General features: G+C 73.2%; 24 protein-coding genes. 6 read left to right on the forward strand and 18 right to left on the reverse strand.

Features of this window, described 5'->3' with window-relative positions:
• Positions 1–17: 17 nt before the first annotated feature.
• A complete protein-coding gene (locus tag ACGFI9_RS06470) occupies positions 18–2,363 on the forward strand; it encodes a transposase (protein WP_393175667.1) in 2,346 nt (781 codons plus the stop codon).
• 133 nt (positions 2,364–2,496) lie between these two features.
• Entirely contained in the window at positions 2,497–3,723 is a 1,227-nt protein-coding gene (locus ACGFI9_RS06475) for an ABC transporter substrate-binding protein (RefSeq protein ID WP_393175669.1), read from the forward strand.
• Positions 3,724–3,872: 149 nt separating this feature from the next.
• Here the strand turns inward: ACGFI9_RS06475 and ACGFI9_RS06480 are convergent, their stop codons facing one another.
• From ACGFI9_RS06480 to ACGFI9_RS06495, 4 genes are all read right to left on the reverse strand, one after another.
• The gene (locus ACGFI9_RS06480) at positions 3,873–4,466 is read right to left on the reverse strand and encodes an ATP/GTP-binding protein (RefSeq protein WP_393175671.1); all 594 of its coding nucleotides are present in this window, start codon (positions 4,464–4,466) and stop codon (positions 3,873–3,875) included.
• A 1-nt stretch (position 4,467) separates the two neighbouring features.
• Entirely contained in the window at positions 4,468–4,845 is a 378-nt protein-coding gene (locus tag ACGFI9_RS06485) for a DUF742 domain-containing protein (RefSeq protein WP_393176632.1), read from the reverse strand.
• Positions 4,846–4,945: 100 nt separating this feature from the next.
• Positions 4,946–5,350, reverse strand: a complete 405-nt coding sequence (locus ACGFI9_RS06490) for a roadblock/LC7 domain-containing protein (protein ID WP_013731521.1) — start codon at positions 5,348–5,350, stop codon at positions 4,946–4,948.
• Positions 5,347–8,904, reverse strand: a complete 3,558-nt coding sequence (locus ACGFI9_RS06495) for a nitrate- and nitrite sensing domain-containing protein (RefSeq protein WP_393175673.1) — start codon at positions 8,902–8,904, stop codon at positions 5,347–5,349. The genes ACGFI9_RS06490 and ACGFI9_RS06495 overlap by 4 nt, the downstream gene beginning before the upstream one ends.
• Positions 8,905–9,247: 343 nt before the next feature.
• Here ACGFI9_RS06495 and ACGFI9_RS06500 point away from each other — a divergent pair, with 343 nt between their 5' ends.
• The gene (locus ACGFI9_RS06500; protein ID WP_393175675.1) at positions 9,248–9,706 is read left to right on the forward strand and encodes an ATP-binding protein; all 459 of its coding nucleotides are present in this window, start codon (positions 9,248–9,250) and stop codon (positions 9,704–9,706) included.
• Here the strand turns inward: ACGFI9_RS06500 and ACGFI9_RS06505 are convergent, their stop codons facing one another.
• From ACGFI9_RS06505 to ACGFI9_RS06520, 4 genes are read right to left on the reverse strand one after another with little or no spacing between them, the layout of a single operon-like run.
• A complete protein-coding gene (locus ACGFI9_RS06505; protein ID WP_393175677.1) occupies positions 9,707–10,783 on the reverse strand; it encodes an adenosine deaminase in 1,077 nt (358 codons plus the stop codon).
• A 45-nt stretch (positions 10,784–10,828) separates the two neighbouring features.
• A complete protein-coding gene (locus ACGFI9_RS06510) occupies positions 10,829–11,242 on the reverse strand; it encodes a PPOX class F420-dependent oxidoreductase (protein ID WP_393175679.1) in 414 nt (137 codons plus the stop codon).
• A complete protein-coding gene (locus tag ACGFI9_RS06515) occupies positions 11,239–11,808 on the reverse strand; it encodes an NADPH-dependent FMN reductase (RefSeq protein ID WP_393175681.1) in 570 nt (189 codons plus the stop codon). The genes ACGFI9_RS06510 and ACGFI9_RS06515 overlap by 4 nt, the downstream gene beginning before the upstream one ends.
• The gene (locus tag ACGFI9_RS06520; RefSeq protein ID WP_393175683.1) at positions 11,796–12,425 is read right to left on the reverse strand and encodes a YitT family protein; all 630 of its coding nucleotides are present in this window, start codon (positions 12,423–12,425) and stop codon (positions 11,796–11,798) included. The genes ACGFI9_RS06515 and ACGFI9_RS06520 overlap by 13 nt, the downstream gene beginning before the upstream one ends.
• A 57-nt stretch (positions 12,426–12,482) precedes the next feature.
• On the opposite strand from ACGFI9_RS06520, the gene ACGFI9_RS06525 reads away from it, so the two are divergent.
• Both ACGFI9_RS06525 and ACGFI9_RS06530 read left to right on the forward strand, forming a co-directional pair.
• Complete coding sequence (locus tag ACGFI9_RS06525; RefSeq protein WP_393175685.1) at positions 12,483–12,959, forward strand: MarR family winged helix-turn-helix transcriptional regulator; 477 nt, start codon at positions 12,483–12,485, stop codon at positions 12,957–12,959.
• Position 12,960: 1 nt separating this feature from the next.
• Positions 12,961–13,866 (forward strand): putative RNA methyltransferase, encoded by a 906-nt coding sequence (locus ACGFI9_RS06530; protein WP_393175687.1) that lies wholly within the window; start codon positions 12,961–12,963, stop codon positions 13,864–13,866.
• A gap of 7 nt (positions 13,867–13,873) precedes the next feature.
• On the opposite strand, the gene ACGFI9_RS06535 is transcribed toward ACGFI9_RS06530, so the two are convergent.
• The 9 genes from ACGFI9_RS06535 to ACGFI9_RS06575 all read right to left on the reverse strand — a co-directional run bounded on the left by ACGFI9_RS06535 (position 13,874) and on the right by ACGFI9_RS06575 (position 24,083).
• The gene (locus ACGFI9_RS06535; RefSeq protein ID WP_393175689.1) at positions 13,874–14,554 is read right to left on the reverse strand and encodes a DUF4272 domain-containing protein; all 681 of its coding nucleotides are present in this window, start codon (positions 14,552–14,554) and stop codon (positions 13,874–13,876) included.
• Between the two features lie 102 nt (positions 14,555–14,656).
• Positions 14,657–15,937 (reverse strand): thymidine phosphorylase, encoded by a 1,281-nt coding sequence (locus ACGFI9_RS06540; RefSeq protein ID WP_393175691.1) that lies wholly within the window; start codon positions 15,935–15,937, stop codon positions 14,657–14,659.
• 156 nt (positions 15,938–16,093) lie between these two features.
• A complete protein-coding gene (locus ACGFI9_RS06545) occupies positions 16,094–16,813 on the reverse strand; it encodes a cytidine deaminase (protein WP_393175693.1) in 720 nt (239 codons plus the stop codon).
• Positions 16,814–16,906: 93 nt separating this feature from the next.
• Positions 16,907–18,187 carry an ABC transporter permease gene (locus ACGFI9_RS06550; protein ID WP_393175695.1) on the reverse strand — a complete coding sequence of 427 codons (1,281 nt, stop codon included), beginning with the start codon at positions 18,185–18,187 and terminating at the stop codon, positions 16,907–16,909.
• A 2-nt stretch (positions 18,188–18,189) separates the two neighbouring features.
• On the reverse strand, positions 18,190–19,548 hold the full coding sequence (locus ACGFI9_RS06555; protein WP_393175697.1) for an ABC transporter permease: 1,359 nt from the start codon (positions 19,546–19,548) through the stop codon (positions 18,190–18,192).
• Positions 19,545–21,116 (reverse strand): ABC transporter ATP-binding protein, encoded by a 1,572-nt coding sequence (locus ACGFI9_RS06560; protein WP_393176634.1) that lies wholly within the window; start codon positions 21,114–21,116, stop codon positions 19,545–19,547. Before ACGFI9_RS06560 ends, ACGFI9_RS06555 begins: the two co-directional genes overlap by 4 nt.
• A gap of 209 nt (positions 21,117–21,325) precedes the next feature.
• Positions 21,326–22,396, reverse strand: coding sequence for a BMP family protein (locus ACGFI9_RS06565; protein WP_393176636.1), 1,071 nt, complete (start codon positions 22,394–22,396; stop codon positions 21,326–21,328).
• Positions 22,397–22,672: 276 nt separating this feature from the next.
• Complete coding sequence (locus tag ACGFI9_RS06570; RefSeq protein WP_393175699.1) at positions 22,673–23,017, reverse strand: hypothetical protein; 345 nt, start codon at positions 23,015–23,017, stop codon at positions 22,673–22,675.
• Between the two features lie 58 nt (positions 23,018–23,075).
• Entirely contained in the window at positions 23,076–24,083 is a 1,008-nt protein-coding gene (locus ACGFI9_RS06575) for a hypothetical protein (RefSeq protein ID WP_393175701.1), read from the reverse strand.
• 100 nt (positions 24,084–24,183) lie between these two features.
• Here ACGFI9_RS06575 and ACGFI9_RS06580 point away from each other — a divergent pair, with 100 nt between their 5' ends.
• On the forward strand, positions 24,184–24,792 hold the full coding sequence (locus ACGFI9_RS06580) for a TetR/AcrR family transcriptional regulator (RefSeq protein WP_393175703.1): 609 nt from the start codon (positions 24,184–24,186) through the stop codon (positions 24,790–24,792).
• A gap of 107 nt (positions 24,793–24,899) precedes the next feature.
• On the opposite strand, the gene ACGFI9_RS06585 is transcribed toward ACGFI9_RS06580, so the two are convergent.
• Positions 24,900–26,711, reverse strand: a complete 1,812-nt coding sequence (locus ACGFI9_RS06585; protein WP_393175705.1) for a glycoside hydrolase family 13 protein — start codon at positions 26,709–26,711, stop codon at positions 24,900–24,902.
• Positions 26,712–26,740: the final 29 nt, after the last annotated feature.

Raw genomic sequence — 26,740 nt, forward strand, 5'->3', positions numbered from 1 at the left:
CTGGCAGAGAAAGACCTGTGTTCCGGGAGGAGGACGACGCCGTGGCGCTCGTGCGCGTGTACTGCGGTCTGGCCTCGGCGGATCCGGCCGACCGGCCGGCTTCGGCCGGTTCGACGCTGACGTCCGCTGTGGTCGACGACGCAGGCCGTCTGCTGCATGTCTGCGAGATCAGCGACGACCCGGCGGGCTACGCCCAGCTGGTCGCGCTGCTCGTGGAGCGGTCGGGCGGGCCGAGCGGTGCGGCCATCGCCGCCGACAGCGACGACCACACGGTCACCTCGCTGCTCAGCGCGGCCGGTCGGCCACTGGCGATCGCGGACGACGACTCGGTCGACGACTTCGCCGAGCGCTTCGCCGACGACGACTCGCTGGAGGAGATGCAGTCGCCGCCGGTCGAGCGCCGGGCGGTCGGGCTGGCCCGCGCGCTGCAGGCCGGCGCGCTCTCCGCGGTCACCCTGCCGGCGCCCCGCGACCTCGCGGGCTACAAGCAGGTCCTCGCCGCGCACGCCGCGCTGACCAGCGGGCGGCACTCCGCTGCGGTGGCCCTGCGCGAGGTGCTCCGCGAGCTCTACCCGGCCGCGCTGCGGGCCTACCCGGACCCGGCCGAGCCGGTCGCGCTCGCCGTGCTGGACGCGCTGCCGGAGTCCGGCATGCTGAGCGGCACGGTGGCCGGCGGTCGGGAGGTCGCGGTCGCCACGGACGCCGTCGTCGCCCACCTCGCGGCCGAGGGTGTCGCCGACGCCGAGACGGTCGACGACGCGGTGACCGCGCTACGGGTCGCCATCTCCGAGACACCCCGACGGGCCGCCGTCAACCGGGCGCTCACCGCCGCCGTCGCCGAGACCGTGCGGCAGGCCGTCGCCTCCGTCCGGGCCTGCGACGCCGGCTGCGACGCGCTGGTCGGCGCCCTCAGCGCCCGGGTCACCACGCCCGCGCAGGTCCCCGGCCGCCGGGCCGCCGCCCGGCGCGGCGAGCCGGTCGGCGAGCTGACCGACCGGCACAACACCGGCACCGGCCTACGACCGGTCCGCCCCGCCGAGCCGGAGCCGGTGGGCCGGCGCAGCCGCCCCGAGCCGGTCTCCGGGCCCGCCACGCCGGCGTCGCCCCGGCCGCTCGGTCCGCCGCCGGTCGCCCCGGCCCCGGTCACGCCGCCGCCCGTCGCCCCCGCCCCGGTCACCCCGGCCGCGGCCGCCGGCCGACCGACCTCCGCGCCGCCGTCCCGCCCCGAGCCGGCCGCCGCCCCGCTGCCGCCGCGCCGGGACGTGCCGACCAACCGGCCGATCTCCGCGCCGCCCCCGCCGCCGCCCGGGATCACCCCGATCGCGCCGGCGCAGCGCGGCAACGTGCCGCCGGCCGAGGCCGGGGAGCCGTTCCGTCCCACGCTCACCACGGCCGCGATCAACAGCGCCCGGGCCGAGCGGCAGCGGACGATCATCCCGCCGCGGCCCAAGACCACCCCGCCGGAGCCGCCGACCGGTGGCTTCAGCGCCACCGACCTGAGCATCCCGGTCCCGGCGCCGCGCCCCGGCGCGGAGTCCGCTCCCCCGGGCTCCCGGGCCAACTGGCCGCTGGTCAACAACGCCGACGACCAGGACGAGCGGGCCAAGGAGGTGCCGGCCGGCTACGGGTACGGCGGTCGCGGCGTGGACGCGCCGAGCGACCCCGGCCGGGTCACCCCGCCGTGGCTCGCGGACGACCTGCCGCAGGAGCCGCCGATGCTGCGGCTGGTGGAGCCGCCGCCGCTGGCCGACCGGGCGCTGCGCGACGAGCTCGACCCGCCGACCGACCCGGGTCTGGAGGCTCCGTCGCTGCGGCTGGTCGAACGGGACCGTGGTGACCGCCCCGGCCGGACCGCACCCCGCGCGGAGCTGCCCACCCCGCCGGAACGGCGTCCCGCGCCCAAGGAGCACCGGCCGCCGCCGGTCTCCGACGAGGGCGACGGCGATCTGCTGATCTTCGCGCAGGCGAAGTCCGCCTGGTTCGTCGGGCACGGTGAGGACGCCGACCTCGACTGGTCGAGCACCGCGGACAGCGGATGGCAGGCGGCCTCGCAGGCGGCCAGCCCGGCGATCGGCTCGGAGACCAAGGCCGGTCTGCCGAAGCGGGTGCCGCAGGCCAACCTGGTGCCGGGCTCGCCGCTGCGCGAAGAGCGTCCACTGCGGATCGTCCGGAACGCGGCCAGCCTCGCCGAGAACACCACGGGCTACTTCCGGGGTTGGCGGCGCGGCCAGGAGATCGGTGGCTTCGCCGTCGGCGGTCGCCCCGGCCGGGAGGCGGCCGGCGGTTGGGACTTCAGCCGCGACACCGGCGACCGCGACGACGACCGGGAGTACGAGTACCGTTCCGCCGGCTACCGGTCCTGATCGGAGTCGCACCGCTTTCCAGCCGCGTGTTCCTGCCCACACCGGGATAATTTGACGCCGGGTCGGGCTGGCCGGGAGCATACCCGGCGGAACAGCCGGCGGCGGGCGTCGCCGGGGCGGGAAGGCGACTCCATTGGCGACACCGGCATTCGACTCGTCCGTGCTGACCCGTCGCGGCGTGCTCGCCGCAGCGGCGAGCACCCTGCTGCTCACCGCGTGCGGGCAACCGGGCCAGCGACCCGACGACCGGGCGGTCAGCAGCGCCGCGCCGGGCGGCCAGGAACTGGTGGTCGGCGCCAGCCTCGAACTGACCGGCAAGGGCGCCGCCTTGGGCGTGCTCCAGCAGCGTGCCCTGGAGATCACCGCCGAGTCGCTGAACGTCTCCGGGTTCCCGGTCGGCAACCTGCGCCGTACGGTGCGGCTGGAGATCCGGGACAACGGCAGCGATCCCCGGCTGGCCGCCCGGCAGGCCACCGAGCTGACCCGGCGGAACGGGGTGCACGCCCTGGTCGGCGGCACCCTCGCCGAGACCTCCATGGCCATCGCCGGGGCGGCCCAGGAGCTCCAGGTGCCGTTCCTGTCCCTGGGCACCGGCGACGGCATCGTGCTGCCCCTGGCCCAGCGCACGTACATCTACAAACTCACGCCGGACGCCGGTGACGTGGCCCGGCGGATGGTCCAGCTGATCGAGTCGCAGCAGGTGCGGCGGGTCGCGCTGCTGGCCGCGGCGGGCCTGCACGGCGACTCGGGCGTACGGGCCGTGCGCGCCGCCCTGCGGGCCGTCGGCATCGAGCTGACCCGGACCACGCGGCTCTCCGCCACCGGCCGGGGCTTCGCCGTCGCCGCCGAGCGGGCGGTGGCCAGCGAGCCGGACGGGGTCATCGTCTGGGCCACCGCACCGGACTCCGGCACCGCGGCGCGGGAGCTGCGTCGGGCCGGCTACCGGGGTCCGCTCTTCTTCGACGCGGGCGCGGTCGCCGACGACACCCTCGCCCGACCGAACGCCGCGGCGGTGGAGGGGGCGTACGCCGTCCATCCGGCCTGCCTGGCCGGCTCCACGCTGACCACGACCACCACGGCGGAGATGGCCCGCCGGGACTTCACCTTCCGCTACCTCCAGCGGTACGGCAGCTTCACCGGCTTCGCCCCGTACGCCTCGGACGCGCTCCAGCTCCTCACCTCGGCGGCGCGGATGGCGACCAGTCTCGACCGTGGGCGGCTGCGGGCGTACCTGCAGACCCAGGTGACCGAGGGCATCGCCGGCGGGTACGCGTTCGCGCCGATCCGGCACGGTGGCATGGAGCCCGACTCGCTCGGGGTCTACGTGGTCAACCGGGGCAGCTGGACGCCCTGGTCCTGACCGTCCACTCCGGCCGTCCGCAGGGGATCGTCCCGTGCGGGCGGCCGTCGCGTTCGCCGTGACCCGACGGGGACTGCACGCCGTGACCCGGACGCGGACAGCACGAGGCACCCGGTGACCACCGGCCACCGGGCGCCTCGGGCCGCCGGTCAGGCGGGCGCGACCGCCCGCGAGCGCCGCATGGTGAGCACGTACTCCACCAGGGAGATCAGCACGTGCTTGGTCGACTCCCGGTTCCGGGCGTCGCAGGCCACGACGGGCACGTCGCTCGAGATCGCCAGCGCGTCCCGGACGTCCTGCGGGTCGTGGTACTGCATCCCGTCGAAGCAGTTGATGGCCACCAGGTACGGCAGCCGCCGGTGCTCGAAGAAGTCGATGGCGGCGAAGCAGTCCGCCAGTCGACGGGTGTCGACCAGCACGACGGCGCCGATGGCACCGCGGACCAGCTCGTCCCACATGAACCAGAACCGGGTCTGACCCGGCGTACCGAACAGGTACAGGATCAGATCACGGTCGATCGAGATACGACCGAAGTCCATGGCCACCGTGGTCGTCGTCTTGCCCGGCACCTGCCGGTTGTCGTCGACGCCCACACCGGCGGAGGTCATGATCGCCTCGGTGGTCAGCGGCGTGATCTCCGAGACCGAGCCGACCAGCGTCGTCTTGCCGACGCCGAATCCACCGGCGATAACGATCTTCGCCGACGTCACGCGGCCGCTCGGGGCCGGCGGCCGGTGCGACATGTCAGAGCCTGCGAAGTCCACTCAGCACCCTCTCCAGCAGTTCAGTGCCCACCGCGTCGTCGGAGTCGTCCAGGATGGTCGGCTCGTGGACCGCGACCAGGCCGTCCGTCGCCATGTCGGCGATGAGCACCCGGGCCACGCCGAGCGGAAGCTGCATCCGCGCCGCGATCTCGGCGAGCGACTGCACGCGTCCGTCACACAGCGCGGCTATGTACTGGTGTTCACGGCCCTGACCGCCATTGCCACTGGCAACGGCGCGGCCGCGCACCGTCGTCTCGACGAGCGCCTCCAGGGCGATCTCCAGCCGGGGCCGGGTACGACCGCGGGTCACGGCGTAGGGACGGACCAACGCTCCGGTCGGCTCGTCACGATCAGCCATGTCGCCGCTCACCTCCCTCGTACCCGGCACCGGCCCACCCCGGTGACATTCGTCGATGTCGTAGTTGTTTCCGCTCCTGACCCACCGGTCAGCGCGTCGTTCAGCCCATCATCCCCACAGCCGTACGCGGCTGTGGGGTCAGGGCGTCGCCCACCCGGTCGACGAGCAGGGCCATCTCGTACCCGACCTGACCGACGTCGCAGCTGCGCGCGGCGAGCACCGCGAACGACGAGCCGTCCGAGATGGACATCAGGAACAGGAAGCCGTTGTCCATCTCGACGACGGTCTGGAGCACCGCCCCGCCCTCGAAGCAGCGCGCCGCGCCCTGGGTCAGGCTGACCAGGCCGGACGCGATTGCCGCTAGCTGGTCCGCGCGGTCCCGCGGAAGGTCACGGGACGAAGCGAGGAGCAGGCCGTCGGCGGAAACCGCGACCGCGTGCGCCACACCGGGCACCCGGTCGGCGAAGTTGGCGAGCAGCCATCCGAGATCCTGCGTACTTGTCATCCTTGTTGCTCCTTCTGCCCGCTCCCGGCCACCGGGCCTGAGCCAGACTGCGAGGACTGCTGCCCGCCCGGAGTCGCCTCCGGGCCGGCCGGGTTGCTGTCGGACGGGTGGTTACGCCCCCGCTGCACGCCCCGATGGTAGGCCGAGAGGAGGCCCCGTACCCCCTCCGGCGTCCGGCGCTGCACCGACGTCGACGGCTTGTCGATGCCACCGGGCACCAGCTGCGCCATCGGCGTCCGCTTGGGCAGGCCCTTCTGCGTGGTCTCGGCCACCGGGACCTCGGTGGCGGCCGAGGCCGCCCGCCAGCCGTCGTCGGCTGCGGTCTGCCAGCCGGGCGACTGCTGCTGGGTCCGCCGGTTGGGCAGCGCCTCGGCGTAACCGGGACGCGCGCCCCCGTTCGCCGATCCGTTGTCGCGCGGCGCCGGGCCGGCCGCCGGAGTGTGTGCCATCGGCGTGTTACCTGTCGTTGCGGGTGTTGGCTGCTGCACGGCCCGACCGGTGGCGTCGACCTTGGCGAACTGCTGGGTCGCCGCACCGTTCGCCGCCGTGGTCTGCGCCGCAGCGGCCTCCTCGTTCGGCCCCGGCCGCCGGGTACGGAACCAGGCCGACTCCAGCTCCCGGAAGATCGGCAGCTCCATCGTCTCGTCCGCGTACCGCTGGCGGTTGGCCGCCTGCTGCGGCGCCGGCCGCGGTGCCGGCGCGGGCGCCGGCCGGCTGACGGCCGGCGGCGTGGCGGCCGGCGGGGTCTCCGGACGCGCCACCCGCGGCAGCTCGGTGGTCATGTCCAGGCCGGCCGCGAGGCGCTCCGGCACCGGCGGGGCGGCCGGGTCGGGCGAGGCGACGGGCGGCCAGACCGGCGGGGCACCGACGGTCGGGGGCCCGGCCTGCGGGGCCGGACGCGGCGGTACCTGGCTCACCGGCGGCACGGACACCGGCTGGCCCGGGGCGGGCGCGGCCGACACCGGCTGCCCGGAGTACGGCTGACCGGAGTAGGGCTGACCGGAGTACGGCTGGCTGGAGATCGGCTGCCCGGACACCGGCGAGGCGGACACCGGCACGCCGGAGACCGGCGGCAGCGGCGGCACGGGCGGGGCCGAGACCGGCGGCGGGTTGTACGGTCGCGCCTCCGGGCTGGCCGGCAGCTGCCGCGGAATGGCCGGCTGCTGGCCGGTGCTGGTCGGGTCGGCCTCGGCCGGGTGGCGCCGCTGCGGCAGCGGGTCGATCGGCTGGCCGTTCGACGGCCGCGGGCTGAAGCTGTCGCCGCCGGAGAGGGCGCTGGCCCCGGTCAGGTCGGACCAGGCCGGCATCGAGCGCGGCCCGCCCGGTGTGGCCGGGGTGCCGGAGCCGTTGCGCGGTTCCGGGTCGAACGCGCGACCGCCGAGGGTCACCTGGTTGCCGGAGGCGCCGGGGCGCTGGGCCGGCGGGGTGTGCGGGCCGTTGCCGAGAGCGGCGAGGGCACCGAACGCCGGGACCGGACCGGCCTGCTGGGGGCCGGTGTTGGCGGCCGGGAGGGCGGGCGCGGCCTGCGGGCCCCGGCCGGAGAGGGCGCGCGGCACCAGGACCGACGGGGGCAGGGTGACGTCGGCGACGGTGCCCCGGTCGGCGCCGGGCCGGAGCTCGACCTTGACGCCGTGCCGGGACGACAGCCGGGCGACCACGACGAGACCCATCATCCGGGAGACCGCCACGTCGACCTGCGGCGGCGTGGCCAGCCGCTCGTTCAGCTCGCGCAGCTGCTCCGGGCCGATGCCGATGCCGCGGTCCTCCACGTAGAGGGAGGCGCGGTCGCCCACCCGCCGGGCCTCGACCATGACGTGGGAGTCCGGCGGGGAGAAGGCGGTGGCGTTGTCGAACAGCTCGGCGACCAGGTGCACGAGGTCGTTGACCGCGTGCGCGGCGATCTCGATGTCCCGGTCGATGACGCCGAACTCGATCCGGGTGTAGTGCTCGACCTCGGACTGGGCGGCGCGGAGCACGTCGATCAGGGCGGCCGGTTCGCGCTGCACGCGGGTGGAGTCCGCACCGGCGAGGACCAGCAGGTTCTCGTCGTTGCGGCGCATCCGGGTGGCCAGGTGGTCGAGCTGGAACAGCTCGGCCAGCCGGTCCGGGTCCTCCTCGCCGCGCTCCAGCCGGTCCAGGTGACCGATCAGGCGGTCGACCAGGATCTGCGACCGGCGGGCCAGGTTGACGAACATCGTCGCGACGGACGCCCGGAGGGCGGCCTGCTCGGCCGCGGTCCGGACCGCCTCCAGGTGGACGGCGTTGAACGCCTCGGTCACCTGGCCGAACTCGTCCTTGCTCCGGACCGGCAGCGGCTCGGCGATCTGGTTGGCCAGCTGCACCGGGGAGAGCTGGCCGGTGACCTGGGGGTCCCGCAGCCGGGCCACCGCCTGCGGCAGGCCGTACTGGGCCACCGAGAGGGCGCCCTGGCGCAGGTCGCGCAGCGAGCGGGCCATCGAGCGGGCGACCAGGTACGCGAAGAGGATCGCCAGCAGCAGCATGCTGAGCAGCAGGCCGGTCTCCAGGAACACCTGGCGCTGCGTGGCGCCGCGCAGGTCGTCGGCCTTGCGGACCACGTTGCCGTCCAGCCGCGACTCGACCGTACGGATCAGCTTGGCGTTGGCCACCATGGCCGCGTCCCACTGGTCCGCGCCGAACTTGAGGCCGACCAGGCTGCCACCGGCCCGGGTGTTGTTGATGATCTCCCGCTGATAGGTGGTCGACTCGCGGAGGTCCGGACCCGAGACCGTCTGGTCGTAGAACTCCGCGTCGGCCTGGCTGGCGACCGACTTGAAGGTCTGCAGCGCCTGGTCCTGGCCGGTGCCGGTGGCGATGAAGTCCTCGCGCAGCACCGGGTTGAGGTTCTTCTGCACCAGCGCCTGGTGGACGACCACCCGGCGCTGGGAGAGCCACTCCTTCTGCCGGGCGACCGCCGCGGCGGCCCGCATCCGGTCGCTCAGGTCGTTGTCGCCGGCCAGCTGGGTCGCCGAGTCGCGGATCGAGAGCAGGTCGTTGATCAGACCCTGGTACGTCTTCTCCGCGTCGCTGATCGTCAGCTTGCCGTTGAGCACCTGGCTGCGGGTGCCCGGCAGGTCGGCGAGGCTCTGATCGATCTTGTCGAGCAGCGCCTCGAAGTTCCTCGGCAGGTTGTCGACGTCGAGCCGCTGCTGGGAGTACGGCGTCTTGGACTGGTCCACCCGCTGGTTGGCCCGGTTGTAGGCCTCCTGGTACTGGGCGTTCTGCTGTGTCTTCTGCGCGTTCGTGGTGCCACTGTTCGCGCCCAGCCACAGCACCGCCGCGACCCGCTCGTCCTGCAGGGTGTCAACCAGGTCACCGGAGTACCCGATGAGGTTGGCCAGGTTGCCGGCCCGGTTGGCATTGTTGAGCGTCTGCAGGTGGTCGACCAGACCGCTGGTGCCCACCACGACCGTGGCGATGGTCGGCACGATCATGATCAGACCGAGCTTGGACCAGATCGGCATGTCGCGGAGCCGGCTGGCCGGCCGGCGCAGACGCGACAGGAAGGAGCCCGCCGTCTTTGGCCGTTTGCTCACGTCACCGCCCTCGCATTACCGCGTACGGACGTCGCCTCTGGGCAACGCCGAGCGACCGACCCGGCGGGTCGGACCTCCGAGATTCCATCACGCCGGTCCGCAAAGAGAAAGCCCAGGCTGTCCCTCGCGGACGGTGTGATGAGATGTTGATGCAATTTGATAGCAATCCGTCTGGCCGGAGTCACTCAAAGTAATGGAACACCCTCACCGCGTCGTCCTCCTCGCCGGTCCCTCCGGCTCCGGAAAGTCGTACATTGCCCAGCGAACCGGACTTCCGGTGCTCTGCCTGGACGACTTCTACAAGGACGGCGATGACCCTACGTGTCCGCGCCGAAACGGACAGGTGGACTGGGAGTCCCCGCTGTCCTGGGACGCGGAGTCGGCGGTGGACACCATTGCCCGACTGGCCCAGGACGGCAAGGCCGAAGTGCCGGTTTATGCGATCGGCGCAGACCGGAGGGTGGCCACCCGGCCATTCGATGTCGCCGGTTCGCCATTTTTCATCGCTGAAGGGATCTTCGCCGCCGAGATCGTCGCCGAGTGCCGGCGCCGCGGCCTGCTCGCCGGGGCGTACGCGCTGCGCCGGCCGCGCGGCGCGACCTTCGTCCGCCGGCTGGCCCGGGACCTGGCCGAGCAGCGCAAGGCACCCCGGGTGCTGATCAGCCGCGGGGTGGCGCTGCTGCGCGCCGAGCCGGCGGTGCTGCGCCGGCAGACCGGGCTGGGCGCCGAGGCGGCCCGGGCCGGCGAGGTGCTGCGCCGGGTGGCCGCCCTGCTCGCCGGCCACCCGCACCCGCACTCCTGATCAGCCGATCAGCTTGGCGTAGGCCGGCTTGATCACCTCGTCGATGATCCGCAGGCGCTCGTCGAACGGGATGAAGGCGCTCTTCATCGCGTTGATGGTGAACCACTGGAGTTCCTTCCAGCCGTAGCCGAAGGCCTCCACCAGCAGCGCCATCTCCCGGGACATCGAGGTGCCGCTCATCAGCCGGTTGTCGGTGTTGACCGTCACCCGGAAGCGCAGGTCGCGCAGCAGCCCGATCGGGTGGTCGGCGATCGACGCCGCCGCCCCGGTCTGCACGTTCGACGACGGGCACAGCTCCAGCGGGATCCGCTTGTCCCGGACGTACGCGGCCAGCCGGCCCAGCACCGGCGGATTCCCGGTGGTGATGTCGTCGACGATGCGGACGCCGTGGCCCAGCCGGTCCGCGCCGCACCACTGGATCGCCTGCCAGATCGACGGCAGCCCGAACGCCTCGCCGGCGTGGATGGTGAAGTGGAAGTTCTCCCGCTGGAGGTACTCGAAGGCGTCCAGGTGCCGGGTGGGTGGGAAGCCCGCCTCGGCCCCGGCGATGTCGAAGCCGACCACCCCGGTGTCCCGGTGCCGGACGGCCAGCTCGGCGATCTCCTGCGACCGGGCCGCGTGCCGCATCGCGGTCAGCAGCGTGCCGACCCGGATCGGGTTGCCCGCCTCGGCGGCCAGCGCGCTCCCCTCCCGGAACCCGGTGACCACCGCGTCGACCACCTCGTCCAGGGTGAGGTTCTGCTCCAGGTGCTGTTCGGGGGCGAACCGGACCTCGGCGTAGACCACGCCGTCGGCGGCCAGGTCCAGGGCGCACTCGCGGGCGACCCGGCGCAGCGCCGGCGCGGTCTGCATGACCGCCACGGTGTGCGCGAAGGTCTCCAGGTAGCGCTCCAGCGAGCCCGAGTTCGCCGCCTCGACGAACCAGCGGCCCAGCGCCTCCGGGTCGGTGGCGGGCAGCTCGTGGCCGACCTCGGCGGCCAGCTCCACGATCGTGGCGGGCCGCAGCCCGCCGTCGAGGTGATCGTGCAGCAACGCCTTCGGGACCTTGACGATGTCCTCGTACGAGATTGCGACCATGCTCAGACACTAGTCACCGTCCGTCGAGGCGCGGTACGGGACCGGTCACGGCCGCCAGCCGTACACCCGCTCGACCGTCAGGCGGAGCACCACCCGGCCGTCGGCCACCATGGCCGCCCGGTAGTCCGCCCAGTCCGGGTGCTCGCCCCGGATCCGCCGGTAGACCTCGACCAGCTCGTCGACCGTGGCGTCGTCGGTGGCCGCCGCCGGCGGGGTGAGCGCCACCGTGCCCTCGGCCACCGCGTACGCCCCGCCGTCGGCGGTGGTGACGTGGAAGCTGGCCCGCGGATCGCGGCGCAGGTTGCGCACCTTCGCCCGGTCCCCCGTCGTGGAGCAGCGGATCAGCCCCGGCTCGGCCAGGTAGTCGACGTTGGAGAGCTGCGGCCGCCCGTCCCGGCGCAGGGTCACCAGCACCCCGCGCCCCCGCTCGCCGAACAGCTCCCACAGCCGGGCGGTCACGCCGGCACCCGCAGCGGCGCGAGCGCGACGGCCAGCCGGGCCAGCTGATCGAGCATCTGATCCGCGGCCGCCTCCCGGCCCGGATCCGGTCGCAGCTCACCGGCCTCGTCCAGCGCCTGCCGCAGGAAGATGGTCACCGCCTCGTTGACCGGCATCATGTTCAACGTGGTCACCACCTGCTTGATCATCTGGACCGCCCGCAGGCCGCCGGAGCTCATGCCGTAGCTCACGAAGCCCACGGGCTTGTGCCGCCACTCGTGGTAGAGGTAGTCGATCGCGTTCTTCAGCGGCGCGCTGAAGCCGTAGTTGTACTCCGGCATCACCAGCACGAAGGCGTCGGCGGCGGCGGTGGTCTCGCTCCACGACCGGGTGTGCTCGTGCAGGTAGACGCCCTCGGAGGGGTGGTGCGGCTCGTCGTGGAACGGCAGCCCGACCTCGGCGAGGTCGACCAGGCGTACCTCGTCGAAGGCGGCGTGGCGGACGGCGGCCGCGGTGAACCAGTCACCGATCCGCCGGCCCACCCGCCCGGGTCGGGTGCTGGCGACGATCACGTTCAGGCGGGGCATGGCGGGGTCACTCCTGTCGTGGTGTGCCGGCCCGAAACGGGCACGGCGAGTCGGGGGATGAGGAACTGGGCGAGCGGCCCGATGGAGAGCGCGTACAGCAGGGTGCCGGGACCGACCGTCCCACCGAGCAGCCAGCCGACGGCGAGCACCGCCAGCTCGATCCCGGTGCGGACCCGGCCGACGGGCAGGCCGCGCGCGGCCAGGCCGGTCATCAGGCCGTCGCGGGGCCCGGGCCCCAGACGGGCGCCGAGGTAGAGACCGGTGGCGACCCCGTTGAGCAGGATGCCGAGGACCAGCAGGCCGACCCGGGTGGGAAGCGCGGACGGTGGCGGCAGCACCGCCAGCACCGCGTCGAGCGCCAGGCCGACCAGCGCGACGTTGGCCACCGTCCCCAGGCCCGGCCGCTGACGCAGCGGGAACCAGAGCAGCAGGACCAGCAGCGCCACGCCGTTGACGATCCACCCGAGCGGCAGACCGGTCCGGGTGGCGAGGCCCTGGTGCAGCACGTCCCAGGAGGACAGGCCGAGATCCGCCCGGACCATCAGCGCCACGCTGGCGCCGAAGAGGGCCAGGCCGGTGAGGAGCCGTACCAGCCGTGTCGGCAATGTGGTTGACATGTCATCGACCGTAGGGCGGGTTTGATGACATGTCAACAAGTAAGTTAGGCTCGGCACATGGACGCCCCACGCTGGCTGGACGCGCGCGAGGCCCGGGCCTGGCGCGGCTACCGCCGCATGCGCCGCCTGCTCGACCTGGAGCTGGCCCGGGAGCTGATGCAGGACGCCGGCCTCTCCGAGCCGGACTACGACGTCCTCTCCGACCTCTCCGAGACGCCCGACCAGCGGCTGCGGCTCAGCGAGCTGGCCGACCGGATGCTCTGGTCGCGCAGCCGGCTGTCCCACCACCTGGCCCGGATGCAGCAGCGCGGCCTGGTCACGCGGGAGGAGCACCCCTCGGACGGCCGCGGCTCCATCGTGGTGCTGACGCCGGCCGGCCGGGCCGCCATCGAGGCCGCCGCCCCGGGCCACGTCGCCGCGGTCCGCCGGCACCTCATCGACCTGCTGAGCCCGGAGGAGATCGACGCGCTGGGCGCGCTGACCCAGCGGGTGGTCGACCGACTGTCCGGCCGCCCGACCGCGCCGGAGGGCTGACGTGGACGACAGCATCCTGGCCCGGCTGCGCTGCCCGGTGTGCGCCGAGCCACTGGCCGAGGCCACCGTCGGCACCGCCCGGGCGCTGCGCTGCCCGCGCCGGCACAGCTTCGACGTCGCCCGCCAGGGGTACGTCAACCTGCTCGCCGGCCGCGCCCCGCACAGCGGAGACAGCGCCGAGATGGTCGCCGCCCGCGCCGACTTCCTCGCCGCCGGTCACTACGACACCGTCGCCGCCGCCCTCGCCGCCACCGCCGGCCAGGTGGCCGACCGGGTACGCGCCGTCGGGCCGCCGGCCCGCTTCAGCCCGGCGGACACCGCGGCAGGCGGGGCGTACCCCCTGGTGGTGGATGCCGGTGCCGGGACCGGCTGGTACCTCGCGGCGGTGCTGGCGGCGCTGCCGGACGCGGTCGGTCTGGCGCTGGACGTCGCCAAGCCGGCGCTGCGCCGGGCGGCCCGGGCCCACCCCCGCGCGGCGGCGGCGCTGGCCGACACCTGGCAGCGGCTGCCGCTGGCCGACCACTCCGCCGCCGTCCTGCTGAACGTCTTCGCCCCGCGCAACGGCGCGGAGTTCCACCGGGTGCTCGACCCGGCGGGCGCGCTGCTGGTGGTCACCCCCACCGCGGACCACCTCGCCGAACTGGTCGGCGCGCTCGACCTGCTGCGGGTCGACCCGGCCAAGGCGGACCGGGTCGCCGGCAGCCTGGGCGCGCACTTCACCGAGGAGTCGGCCACCGTGCACCGGGCGCGGCTGGAGCTGACCCGCACCGAGGTGGCCACCCTGGTCGGGATGGGGCCCAGTGCGTGGCACACCGACCCGGCCCGGCTCGCCGAGCGGATCGCCGCGCTGCCCGAGCCGGTGCCGGTGACCCTCGCCGTCCGGCTCGGCGTGCACCGGCCGCGCTGACCGGTCCTCAGGTGGAGAGGTCCACCTCTTCCCAGCCCGGCGGCTCGTCGTGGTACGGCCCGCGCAGCACCACCGCCCACTCCAGCGCCCAGCGGCGCTGCCCGATGGCGTTGGCGTCCACCAGCCCGGGCAGCGCCCGCCCGGCCTGCTCCGACTCCAGGTACGCCCAGTCCAGGCAGTAGTGCAGGTCGAGCAGGGCGGCGGCGTCGGCCGGGTGCTGCGGGGCGGCCAGGATCCGGGCCCGCCACTGCGCGAAGGTCTCCCCGCCGACGAGGTTCGGCATCCGCTCGACCAGCCGCTCGTCCACCGGCACCGTCGGGTCCAGCTCCTTGGTCAGCCCGAGCACCCAGGCCAGCGAGAAGAGCGCGTCGTGGTGCAGCACGAACGAGCGGTGGTCGCCCTTGCCGCCCATCACGAACTGCCACTCCGGCGGGGTCACCAGCTCGACCAGGTGTGACTCCAGCAGCCAGCTCATCGCCGCCTGCGCGGGCATGCCGAAGCACCGGGCCAGGATCACGTGCAGCACCGCGATCCGGGCCTCGATCTCCGGGGTGGGCCGCAGCTCGATCTCGTCCCCCGGCTCCCACACCAGCGGGAACTGCCGGGGCGGCAGCGGGAGGCCCAGCCGGGACAGCTCGTCGAGGCTCGCCTCACGGACGGCCCGGGGGTCGGGGGCGGGTACGCGCACGGCTCAGGTCCCTGTCTGCTCACCACGGCTCATCGCCGGTCGGTCCCCCCTTGGCCTGGGAGAATAGCGGCTCGGCCGCCCCGGCACCATGTCCGGGAACGATCAGCCGATCCGCTCGATGACCAGCGGCGTCGCTGCCGGGGCGTCCGGCGCGATGCGCACCGCCCGCTCCGCTTCGGAGAGCGCGGCCGGGATCCGCTCGGCGTGCTCGGCCCGCAGCTCGTAGAGGGGCTCGCCGACGCGTACCCGGTCGCCGGGGCGCTTGTGCAGCACCACCCCGGCCGGGATGCTGACCGGGTCCTCCTTGCGGGCCCGCCCGGCGCCCAGCCGCCACGCGGCCACCCCGATGGCGTACGCGTCGATCCCGGCGACGTAACCGTCCTCGGTCGCGCAGACCACCTCGACCTCGTTGGCGGCCGGCATCGGGGCGTCCGGGTCGCCGCCCTGCGCGCGGATCATCGCCCGCCAGGCGTCCATCGCCCGGCCGTCCCGCAGCGCCGCCTCGGGGTCGGCGTCCGGCAGGCCCGCCGCGTCCAGCATCTCCCGGGCCAGCGCCAGGGTCAGCTCCACCACGTCGGCGGGGCCGCCGCCTGCCAGCACCTCGACCGACTCGGTCACCTCGACCGCGTTACCGACGGCAAGGCCGAGCGGGGTGGACATGTCGGTGAGCAACGCGACGGTCTTCACGCCGTGCGCCTTGCCCAGCTCGACCATGGTCCGGGCCAGCTCGCGGGCGTCGTCGACGTGCTTCATGAACGCGCCCGAGCCGACCTTCACGTCGAGCACCAGGGCGCCGGTGCCCTCGGCGATCTTCTTGCTCATGATCGAGCTGGCGATCAGCGGGATCGCCTCGACGGTGCCGGTGACGTCGCGCAGCGCGTACAGCTTGCGGTCGGCGGGGGCCAGCCCCTCGCCGGCCGCGCAGATCACCGCCCCGACGTCGCGGAGCTGGGCGATGAACTCGTCGTTGCTCAGCGCCGCCCGCCAGCCCGGGATCGACTCCAGCTTGTCGAGGGTGCCGCCGGTGTGCCCGAGGCCGCGGCCGGAGAGCTGCGGCACGGCGGCGCCGCAGGCGGCGACGAGCGGGGTCAGCGGCAGGGTGATCTTGTCACCGACGCCGCCGGTGGAGTGCTTGTCCACGGTCGGCCGGGACACCGGGGAGAGGTCCAGCCGCTCCCCGCTGGCGATCATCGCGGCGGTCCACCGGGCGATCTCCGGCGCGGTCATCCCGCGCAGCAGGATCGCCATGGCGAGCGCGGACATCTGCTCGTCGGCCACCAGCCCCTTGGTGTACGCGTCGACGACCCAGTCGATCTGCCCGTCGCTCAGCACGCCCCCGTCCCGCTTGGCCCGGATAACGTCAACCGCCGTAAAAGCACTCACCTTCGAGTTTCCTATCCATAGATCAGACAACGCGTCGGGCACCGGCTGCACCCTCACGACGAGCGCCACCACCGAGGGATCGGGCCGACCGTGACCGGCGGAGGGATCAAGCCTGACCGCCCGGAGCCGGTCACGGTCGGCCCGATCCCCACAAGCTCAAGCGCCAGACCAGCGAACCGGGATCTCCAGAGGAGGCTCACCCTCACCGGCCCAGAAGATGGTGCCCGACGCGTCCACCACCACGACGCGCGGCGTACGGGCCAGCCCCCAGGTGATCGCCTCGGCCGGGTCGTCCCAGGTGGGGCCCTCCTCCAGCACGCCGGTCTCGGCGCCCTCGGTGTCCCCGGCCGCCCGCTCCCAGTAGGCCGTCCAGACCTGCTGGCCGGCGGAGAGGTCGGGGTGCACGAAGACGGTGCCACGCCCGCGCCAGGCGGCCAGCCGGTCCGGCACCACGGGCACCGGGTGCTCGGCGGTCACCGCCTCCAGGTCGGCCACGTCGAAGGCGTGCGGCAGCAGCTCGGCCATCCGCAGCGGGCGCCCCTTCGCCTCGATCAGGCACTCCGGGCCGCCCTGCTCCCAGAGCAGCTGCCGGCACCGGCCGCAGGGCATCAGCGGCTCGCCGGTGGCGTCGACGCAGGACAGCGCGACGATCCGGCCGCCGCCGGTGGCGTGCAGCGAGGAGACCACGCCGCACTCGGCGCAGAGGACCACGCCGTACGCGGCGTTCTCCACGTTGCAGCCGACCACCACCCGACCGTCGTCGACCAGGGCGGCCGCCCCGACCGGGAACTTCGAGTACGGCACGTACGCGTGCCGCATCACCTCGGTGGCGGCGGCCCGCAGCCGCTCCCAGTCGATCTCCATCACGTCTCCCATTCTGCCCAATTCACGCCGCTCTGTGCCGGTGGCGGCCCGGAGACGGTCGTGCCCGGCGGGTCTCCCCCGCCGGGCACGCTGCGTCGTGGGCGGTCAGCCCTTGATGTACGGCTTGCCGTCGGCGGCCGGCGCCCGGACCTTCCCGACCAGCCCGGCCACCGCCAGGATGGTCGCCAGGTAGGGCAGCATCGCCAGGAACTGGCTGGGGATGCTGCTGCCGATCGCCCCCAAATAGGTGGCGAGCTGGTCGGCGAAGCCGAAGAAGAGCGCCGCGAGCAGCGCGCCGGTCGGGCTCCACCGGCCGAAGATCAGCGCGGCCAGGGCGATGAAGCCCTTACCGCCGATCATGTTCTTGGTGAAGGAGTAGAGCGCCAGGGTGTACGACGCGCCGCCGACCCCGGCGACCATGCCCGCCATGATCACATTGCGGTAGCGGAGGCCCAGCACCCGCACGCCGAGGGTGTCCGCGGCGGTCGGATGCTCGCCGACCGACCGGGTCCGCAGACCCCACCGGGTACGGAACAGCGCGATGTGGATGACCAGCACCAGCAGCAGGCCGAGGTAGAGGAAGATGTTGCCCCGGAACAGCGCCGGGCCGAGCAGCGGGATGTCCTTGAGCAGCGGGATCTCCCAGTTGCTGAACCGGGGCGCGCTGTTGTACTTCGTCGCGTCGGTCTGCATCAGCCGCTCGTAGAGGAAGCCGGTGACGCCGACCGCCAGCAGGTTGAGCACGATGCCCATGACCACCTGGTCGACCAGGTAGCGGATGGCGAACACGGCGAGCAGCAACGAGATGAGCGCGCCGCCGATCGCCGCGGCGACCAGCCCCACCCAGACGCTGCCGGTGATGCTGCCGAAGAGCGCGCCGGAGAAGGCGCCCATCAGCAGCTGCCCCTCGATCGCCACGTTCACCACGCCGGACCGCTCGCAGAGCACCCCGGCCAGCGCGCCGAAGATCAGCGGCAGGGCCAGGATGAACGTGCCCCGGACGACGTTGACCAGCGGCATGAAGTTGCGGCCCTCGGGGGCGGCGGACACCTGCCAGCAGAGGAAGCTCAGCACGAAGGCGACCAGCCCGACGCCGAGCACCAGGGTGAACCAGCGCTTCGGCACCCCGGCGAGCAGGGCGGCGCCCGCCGCGGCGGCGATGATCCCGAACAGGATCGCGCCGACCGTGCCGTTGATCTCCAGCGCGGCGCCGCCCTCGGTCTCGCTGAGCGTGAAGCGGGCCTGCTGACCGGTGGCGAGCGCGCCGAACAGCACCGTCGCGAGCACGCCCAGCGCCAGCAGGACGGCGCCGGTCTTGCGGGCGCGCGTCCAGAAGCCCTCGTCGACCGTGGTCACGGCGACCTCGGGGACAGCGGTGGTGGACATGCTCACCAGCCCTTCGCGAGGCTCGTCTGCAACCGGGCCGCGCGGGCCGCCCGGAGCTGGAAGATCGCCTTCACCAGAGCCGGTGCGGCGATGAAGATGACGATGAGCGCCTGGAGCACCGTGACCAGCTCCAGCGAGATCCCGGAGTACGACTGCATCCGGTTGCCGCCGGCCTGGAGGGCGCCGAACAGCAGCGCGGCCAGCAGCACGCCCCACGGCTTCACCCGGCCGAGCAGGGCGACCAGGATGCCGTCGAAGCCGATCTGCGCGATCACCAGCGGGGTCAGCGCGTTCGCGGTCGACCCGAGCACCATCTGGCTGCCACCGAGGCCGGCCAGCAGGCCCGAGATCGCCATCACCAGCACGTACGTCTTGGCGACGCTGATGCCGGCGGTCCGGGCGGCGTCCGGGTTCTCGCCGACCGCGCGGAACTCGAAGCCGAGCGTCGACCGGTTCAGCAGCCAGGCGACGAACCAGGTGACCAGCACCGCGAGCAGGATGCCGGCGTGCACCCGCAGGTTGTCGCCGAGCAGCCGGGGCAGCTGGGCGGAGGACTCGACCGGCTTGCTGATCGCGTCCGACCGGTTCGGGTTCTGCACCCCGTTCTGCACGATGATCCAGGACAGGAAGTAGACCGCGACGTAGTTGAGCATGATCGTGTTGATCACCTCGTGGGCGCCGGTACGCGCCTTGAGGATGCCCGGGACGAAGCCCCAGAGCGCGCCGCCGGCCGCACCGGCGATCAGCGCGACCAGCAGGTGCACACCGGGCGGCAGCGGCAGCGCGAAGCCGATGACGGCGGAGAGGATGACACCGATCGTCGCCTGGCCCTGCGCGCCGATGTTGAACAGGCCGCCGCGGAAGGCGAGCGCCACCGACAGGCCGGTGAAGACCAGCGGCGCGGTGTAGGTCAGCGTTTCCGAGATCGGGCTGAGCGCGGCGGTGAAGCCGCTCGCCTCCGGGTCGAAGATCGCGCCCTTGAACAGGTTCGCGTACGCCTCGCTCACCACGGTCCAGCTGGAGTTGATCGCGTCCGACGGCCGCGCGGTGATGTAGCCGTAGGTGGCCAGCACCTCCGGGTCGGAGACGATGATCAGCACCGCGCCGACCAGCAGCGCCAGCAGCACCGCCAGCACGGTGACGGTGACCGTGTTGGCCGCCCAGAGGTTCTCCAGGAACAGCCGGCCCAGCGAGGGGCGGCGCTCCTCGGCCGCGGGCTGCTTGGTCGCGGTGGCGGGGACCGCGCGCTCGGTGTCGCCGGCGGGCGCGGTCGGGGTCGCCCGCGCCTCGCTCTGCGCCTCCTGCGCCTCGGTCGCCGGCTCCTTGTCCGGGGAGCCCGACACCGGGTTCGGGTTGCTCATGCCTCGTCCTCTTCGACAGGGGCCTCGGGGGCGGCCGCGCCGGGCGTACCGGTGGTCGCGGTGTCCGGGGTGATGCCGGCCATCAGCAGGCCGATCTCCTCGCGCGGGGTGTCGGGGCCGACCACGCCGATGATCCGACCGCGGTACATCACCGCGATCCGGTCGGCCAGGCCGATGACCTCGTCCAGCTCGCTGGAGACCACCATGACGGCGGTGCCGATGTCCCGTTCGCGGATCACCCGGCTGTGGATGAACTCGATCGAGCCGACGTCGACGCCGCGGGTGGGCTGGGCGGCGATGAAGAGCTTCAGCGGCCGGGACAGCTCCCGGGCCACGATGACCTTCTGCTGGTTGCCGCCGGAGAGGGTGCCCACGGCCGCGTCGGCCGAGGACGTGCGGACATCGAACTGCTCGATCCGCTCCTTCGCCGACTTCGCGATGGCGTCCGGCTTCAGCGACAGGCCCTTCGCGAAGGGCGGCCGGTCGTAGATGTCGAGCACCAGGTTCTCCGCCACGGAGAACTCCTTGACCAGGCCGTCCACGCTGCGGTCCTCCGGCACGTAGCCGACGCCGGCGCGGAGCACCTTCTTGGTCGGCCAGCCGTGCACGGCCTCGCCGTCCAGCGTGACGGTGCCGGCCAGCACCGGCCGCAGGCCCATGATCGCCTCGATCAGCTCGGTCTGCCCGTTGCCCTGCACGCCGGCGACGCCGAGCACCTCACCGGCGTGCACGGTCAGGTCGACGCCGTCGACCGCGCGCACCTGCCGGTCGTCGTCGACCACCAGGCCGGCGACCTCCAGGATCGGCTTGCCGGGGGTGGCCGGCTTCTTGTCCACGGTCAGCCGGACGCTGCGACCCACCATCAGCGCGGCCAGCTCGTCCCGGCTGGCGGTGGGCTCGGCGGTGCCGACGGTCTTGCCGCGCCGGATCACCGTGATCCGGTCGGCGATCGCCTTGACCTCGCCCAGCTTGTGGGTGATGAACACGATCGACTTGCCCGCGGCCTTGAGCGACCGCATGACCGTGAGCAGCTCCTCGGTCTCCTGCGGGGTCAGCACGGCCGTCGGCTCGTCGAGGATCAGCAGGTCGACGTCGCGGGTGAGCGCCTTGACGATCTCCACCCGCTGCTGGATGCCGACCGGCAGGTCCTCGATCACCGCGTCCGGGTCGACCCGGAGGTTGTACCGCTCGGAGACCTCGGCGACCTCCCGCCGCGCCCGCCGGCGGTCGAGAAAGCCGGTGAAGCCGCCCTTGACCTGCTCGGCGCCGAGCATGACGTTCTCCGCCACGGTGAAGACCGGCACCAGCATGAAGTGCTGGTGCACCATGCCGATCCCGGCCGCGATGGCATCCGACGGGCCCTTCAGCTTCAGCGGCTTCCCGTCGACCAGGATCTCGCCCTCGTCGGGCTGGTAGAGCCCGTAGAGCACGTTCATCAGGGTCGACTTGCCGGCGCCGTTCTCGCCGAGCAGGGCATGGATCTCTCCAGGCTCCACCGTCAGGTCGATGTGGTCGTTGGCGACCAGATCACCGAACCGTTTGGTGATGCCGCGCAGTTCGAGTCTCAGCGCAACCTCCTGGAGTGCGAGCGATGGTGCAGCGTAGCGGCTGCCCGCCGGCCACCGCGCCGGGTGGGGGTCAGTGGGGGGTGATCGTGGATCGGCCGCCCCGGCGGCGTGGGGAGGTTCCCCACGTACGCCGAGGCGGCCGGATCGTCATGCCTGGTGACCGTCGGCCCCCGCTGCCGATGATCCCATCGCGGAGGCCGACGGTTCGGTCACTTGGTCGGCTGGGCCTTCGAGGTGACCGTGATGGTGCCGGCGGCGATGTCCGCCTTGATCTTGTCGACCTCGGCCTTCAGGTCCGCCGGGACCTTGCTGTCGAAGTCGTGGTACGGGGCGATCGAGACGCCGTTGTTGGCCAGGGTGCCGACGAAGCCGGGCTTGGCCTGGAGCTTCTCGCCACCGGCGGCCTTGAGCACGGCCTCCTTGACGGCGTCCGGGATGTTCTTGACGACGGTGGTCACCAGCGCCGGGCAGTTCGGGGTGCTCTCGCAACCGTCGACGTCCACCCAGATCACCGAGTACTTGCCGTTCGAAGCCTGCGCGGCGGCGGTGGTGCCGAGGCCCGCGCCACCGGCGACCGGCATGATGATGTCCGCGCCCTGGGCGACCAGCGCGTCGGAGACCTTCTTGCCCTCGTCCTGCTTGACGAAGTCGTTGGTGAAGGAGCCCTTCTGGGTCGCCTTGTCCCAGCCGAGGACCTGGACGTTCTTGCCCTTGGCCTTGTTGTAGTAGGCCACACCGTCGGCGAAGCCGTCCATGAAGATGGTCACCGGCGGGATCGGCAGGCCGCCGTAGGTGCCGACCTTGCCGGTCTTGCTCATGCCGGCGGCCAGGTAGCCGGCCTGGAAGGCGGCCTGGGCGGTGTCGAACTGCATCGGGTAGATGTTGTCCAGGCCCGGGTTCGAGTCGACGATCGCGAACTGCTGGTTCGGGTTCGCCTGCGCGGCCTTCTTGGTGGCGTCGGACATCAGGCCGCCGACCGCCAGGATGAAGTCGCACTTCTGGTTGACGAACCCGGTCAGGTTGACCTCGTAGTCCGCCTCGGCCTTCGACTGGACGTTCTTGATGTCGATGTTGTCGTTCTCCTTCTTCGCCTCCTGCAGGCCCTTCCAGGCTGAGGTGTTGAAGGACTTGTCATCGATGCCGCCGACGTCGGTCACCATGCAGGCGCTGAACTTCTTGCCGCCGTTGCCGCCGGCGTTGTTGTCGTCCTTGGGGGCCTCACCACAGGCGGCGGCACCCAGCACGAGGCCACCCGCCACGATCGCGGAGGCGAACCGCATCCCACGCACAGAGCGCAAGACGTCTCCTTCCCATTGCACACCGCGTCGTGCGCGGTGGCAGCCCTTGCGCCGGCCTGCGGTGTGCCGCCGGCGTCCCACGTTACGGACGGGAGCGTACGCCCGCGCCCACCCACCGGCCGACAATCGTGCACGACTGTTGAGCGTCCGTTACCCCTACGTAACCCTTGCGTGGGGCACGTCACTTTTCGTGCCGACAGCCCTCCGGAGAGGTGCCGCGAACGTCCGTTTTTCTTCGGCTTTCCGCTCCTTCCGAGGCTACCGCCAGAAGACCGCCACAGCGGCGTTGAGCAGGGTCAAGCCGATAATCGCGAGGAAGTGGCCACGGTTGACGGACTCCCGCTTACGGGAGAAGAAGACCATGACGAAGATCAGCAGGGCGATCACCAACTTGGTAACAAGTTTCGCCGGCGCCGGCTCGTGGTCCGGCTCGCGCAGCGGCGCGGACAGCCCTATCCCGGTCAACACCTGGATGATCGCGCCCCAGAGCATGGCCGCGTTGATCCGCAGCCGGCCGGTGGCGTACTGGGCGATCGCACCGCCCAGCAGCAACGCGAACCCGATCAGGTGGACGAAGAGAAGTATCAGCCGAAGAGCTTCCATGGCGGCCATCCTTCCCTACCAACGACGGTTTGTAGTAGACGGCCCGCCGAAGCCGCCGTCATACCGTGACCTCCACCGGGCGCCCCCGGTCCGCCGCCGGAACGGCGCCCGCGGCCGGCCGGAACCGTCCCACCAGCACCAGGAGCAGGCCGAACACCGCGTAGCCGGCCAGCACGGCGAGGGCCCGGGACGCGCCGGCCCCGTCGAAGAACGCGGCCGAGCGCAGCAGCGTGCCACCGGCCCCGACCGGCAGGAACTGCCCGATCGTCCCCCACGGCTGCGGCAGCAGTTCCGGCGCGGCGCCGACCGCGGAGAGCGGGTTGCCCACCAGGAAGACCAGCAGCGCGCCGAGCCCGATGCCGGGGCCGCCGAGCAGCGCCCCGAGGCCGGCCACGGTGCTGGCGGCGGCCAGCGCGAACAGCCCGATGGCGCCGGCCTCGAGCAACCAGGAGCCATCCAGGACGCCGAGCCAGCCGTGCAGCACCGCCGCCCCGACCAGGCCGGCGAGGGTGGCGTAGCCGACCAGCCCGAGCAGCCGGGCGCCCCGGCGGGCGACCAGCAGGACGAGCAGCGCCCCGGCCAGCATGCTGGTCAGCGCGAGCGGCAGGAAGCCGGCGGCGAAACCGCTGCCGCGCGGGTCGTCGGGGTCGGCCGGGACGACCGGCACCACCGGCACCGGACGGCCGGCGGAGAGCTGGGCGGAGGCCTCGGTGAGCAGCGCGGCCACGGTGGGGCTGGCCGCCGGGGCGGTGTGCAGCGCGACGCCGTCCGGGCCGGCGACGAACGCGGCGTACACCTCCCGGTCGCGCAGCGCCCGGTCGGCCGCCGCGCCGTCGGGGAGGGTGGTCACGTCGAAGGCGCCGGGGCGTACGGCCTCGATCCGGCCGGCGAGCTGGGCCGCCATCTGGGGCGGCCCGGCGACGGCGACGGGCAGGTCGCGGGGCGCGAGGTGGGTCGCCGGGGCGGCGAACAGCGGTACGAGCAGGGCCTGCACCGCCACCACCAGCGCGGCCAGCAGGACGGCGAGCAACCAGGGTGAGCGGGTCCGGGACGCGGGCAGGGACATGACGTTCTCCTAAAAACGAACGCTCGTTCTCTTTAAGTCTGAGGGTGCGCCCCGACCCGACCTCCAGTCAAGAACGAACGTTCGTTTTACACTGTGCGGCGTGCCACGCGTATCGGAAGAACACCTGGCGGCCCGCCGGCAGCAGATCCTCGACGCCGCCCGCCGCTGCTTCCTGCGCGACGGCTTCCACAACACCTCGATGCAGGACGTGATCGCCGAGGCCGGACTGTCGGTCGGGGCGGTGTACCGCTACTTCCCGAGTAAGAACGACCTCATCACCGCGATCGCCCAGTCGGTGATCGGCGGGGCGGACGGCCTCTTCGCCGAGCTGGCCGGCGCCGAGCCGCCGCTTCCGCTGGTCGAGGCGCTGGACCGGGCACTGGCCTTCGTCGACTCCCAGACCGGCCCCGACGGCCTCCTGCCGTTGGCCATCCAGGTCTGGAGCGAGGCGCAGCGGGACCCGGCGCTGGCCGGATTCGTCCGGGACACGTACACCCGCCTGCGGAACCGCTTCGCGGAGCTGTCCCGGCGGGCCCGGGACGCCGGCGAACTACCCCCGGACGCCGACCCCGAGGCGGTCGGCGCAGCCCTGTTCGGACTGATCCCCGGCTACTTCATGCAACGCATCCTCACCGGCCACCCCGACCGCCACACCTACCTGGCCGGCGTCCGCGCCCTGCTGGCCAGCCACCGCCCGGCGCCCCGCTGACCTGGCCCCGGCCGCGCTGATCGTGCTCGACCACAGCAGTAGTGGTCTCCCGGTGCGGGGAGACCACTACCGCCCGGCCGGAGCGCGATCCTGAGGCGACCGGCGCCTCAGGCCAGGCGCCAGACCTGGAACGTGGGGCCGTCGGCCGGCAGCGTCGCCGCGCCGGTGGGGTCGGGGCGCAGGGCGGCGGCGCCGCCGTAGATGTTCTCGGCCGCCGGGAGGCCGGCGAGCCGGACCGGGGTGCCGGGCGCGCGGCGGGCCAGCACCAGCACCGTGCCGGTGGGCGCCTCGCGGAGGAAGACCAGCGTCTCGGCGTCCGCGTGCACCCAGCGCAGGCCGCCGTGCCGCAGCGCCGGCTCGCCGCGCCGCAGCGCCAGCAGCGACCGGTACGCGTCGAACGTGCGCCGGTCCCAGCTCTCCGGCCGGTGCCAGGGCATCGGGGTACGCGAGCCCTCGCCGTTGGTGCCGGTCAGCCCCAGCTCGTCACCGGCGAAGATCACCGGGGTGCCCGGCATGGTGGCGAGCAGCCCGGCGGCCACCTCCTGCCGCGCCGCGCCGCCGACCACGGTCCGGATCCGGGCCGAGTCGTGCGAGCCGAGCAGCTGCCACGAGTGCACGTACGACCGCCAGGAGATCAGCGACCGGTAGGTGTTCATGGTCGCGAGCATGGCGGCGGCGTCCCGCCGGCGGACCCCGCCGGGCGTGCCGAGGAAGTTCGGCAGCGGCTCGTCGCCGTGGCGCAGCCAGGACCAGACCGGGTCGGTGAAGCCGACGTAGTTCATGGTGCCGTGCCAGCCGTCCCGGTCCAGGTCACCGGTGTGGTCGTGGCCGTGCTCGGCGAGCAGCAGCCCGTCGGCCCGGGTGTCGGCGACGACCTCGCGCAGCAGCCGCGCCACCTCGTGGGTGTACGCGTCCGCGCCCCGCCGGCCGGTCATGTTCGCCACGTCGACCCGCCAGCCGTCCAGCCCGTACGGCGGGCGCAGCCAGCGGCGCAGCAGCGAGTCCTCGGCGGTGGCGAAGCGCCGGCGCAGCTCGGCGCTGCCCCAGTTGAGCTTCGGCAGCGACTTGACCCCGTTCCACGACTCGTAGTCCCCGGTCACCTCGTCGAAGTAGTACAGCTCCCGCTCCGGCGCGTGCACGTTCGAGGCGGCGGCCGTGAACCACTGGTGTGCGTCGCCGGTGTGGTTGCTGGTGATGTCGCCGAGCAGCCGCCAGCCCCGGGCGTGCACCGCGTCGGCGAGCCGGGCCAGGGCGGCGTCCCCGCCGAGCAGCGGGTCCACGGTGTCGAAGCTGGCCGCGTCGTACCGGTGGTTGGAGCGGGCCGGGAAGATCGGAGTGAGGTAGACGGTGTTCACCCCGAGCCGGTCCAGGTGATCCAGGTGCTCGGTGACGCCGTCCAGGTCGCCGCCGTAGAACTGGCGCGGGGTCTCCGGGCCGCGCCCGATCACCGGGGTGTCCCAGTCACAGGGGATGGCCCAGTCCGGGGCGATCCGGCCGTCGGCGGCGGCCGAGCGGGCGAACCGGTCCGGGAAGATCTGGTAGATCACCGCGTCCCGGGCCCAGGCCGGCGGCGGCGCGTAGCTGACCAGCTTGAAGTCACCGTTGTCCGGCACGTCGTGGTCGACCAGGCCGGCGGCGTTGAGCCAGCGGTAGCCCCGCGCGCCCTCGATCATGAACCGGTAGTTGCTGACCGGATTGCGGACCTCGACGTCGGCCCGCCACCACACGTCACCGCCCTCGGTGCGGTCGACGACGGCCTCGGCGAACCGGGGCTCGCCGTCGCCGGTGGTCCGGACGTGCACCTGGCGAACGTCGGCCCCCGCCGGCACCCGGACGAAGACCGGGACGGTCTGCCCGAGCGCGGGCTCCTGCTCGGGTACGTAGGTGGCGGATCCGTCGTGGTGCGGCTGCAGCGACATGGGGGGATGCCTTTCGCGTCGTTCGGACG

The sequence above is a fragment of the Micromonospora sp. NPDC048930 genome, from assembly GCF_043197935.1.
Classification (GTDB): Bacteria; Actinomycetota; Actinomycetes; order Mycobacteriales; family Micromonosporaceae; genus Micromonospora.

Bases quoted from the DNA above. Each gene is read 5' to 3' on its own strand.
- ACGFI9_RS06480 (WP_393175671.1), bottom strand. From the start codon at position 4,466: ATGTCGCACCGGCCGCCGGCCCCGAGCGGCCGCGTGACGTCGGCGAAG.
- ACGFI9_RS06485 (WP_393176632.1), bottom strand. From the start codon at position 4,845: ATGGCTGATCGTGACGAGCCGACCGGAGCGTTGGTCCGTCCCTACGCC.
- ACGFI9_RS06490 (WP_013731521.1), bottom strand. From the start codon at position 5,350: ATGACAAGTACGCAGGATCTCGGATGGCTGCTCGCCAACTTCGCCGAC.
- ACGFI9_RS06505 (WP_393175677.1), bottom strand. From the start codon at position 10,783: ATGGTCGCAATCTCGTACGAGGACATCGTCAAGGTCCCGAAGGCGTTG.
- ACGFI9_RS06515 (WP_393175681.1), bottom strand. From the start codon at position 11,808: ATGCCCCGCCTGAACGTGATCGTCGCCAGCACCCGACCCGGGCGGGTG.
- ACGFI9_RS06520 (WP_393175683.1), bottom strand. From the start codon at position 12,425: ATGTCAACCACATTGCCGACACGGCTGGTACGGCTCCTCACCGGCCTG.
- ACGFI9_RS06525 (WP_393175685.1), top strand. From the start codon at position 12,483: ATGGACGCCCCACGCTGGCTGGACGCGCGCGAGGCCCGGGCCTGGCGC.
- ACGFI9_RS06545 (WP_393175693.1), bottom strand. From the start codon at position 16,813: ATGGGAGACGTGATGGAGATCGACTGGGAGCGGCTGCGGGCCGCCGCC.
- ACGFI9_RS06550 (WP_393175695.1), bottom strand. From the start codon at position 18,187: ATGTCCACCACCGCTGTCCCCGAGGTCGCCGTGACCACGGTCGACGAG.
- ACGFI9_RS06555 (WP_393175697.1), bottom strand. From the start codon at position 19,548: ATGAGCAACCCGAACCCGGTGTCGGGCTCCCCGGACAAGGAGCCGGCG.
- ACGFI9_RS06565 (WP_393176636.1), bottom strand. From the start codon at position 22,396: ATGCGGTTCGCCTCCGCGATCGTGGCGGGTGGCCTCGTGCTGGGTGCC.
- ACGFI9_RS06570 (WP_393175699.1), bottom strand. From the start codon at position 23,017: ATGGAAGCTCTTCGGCTGATACTTCTCTTCGTCCACCTGATCGGGTTC.
- ACGFI9_RS06575 (WP_393175701.1), bottom strand. From the start codon at position 24,083: ATGTCCCTGCCCGCGTCCCGGACCCGCTCACCCTGGTTGCTCGCCGTC.
- ACGFI9_RS06585 (WP_393175705.1), bottom strand. From the start codon at position 26,711: ATGTCGCTGCAGCCGCACCACGACGGATCCGCCACCTACGTACCCGAG.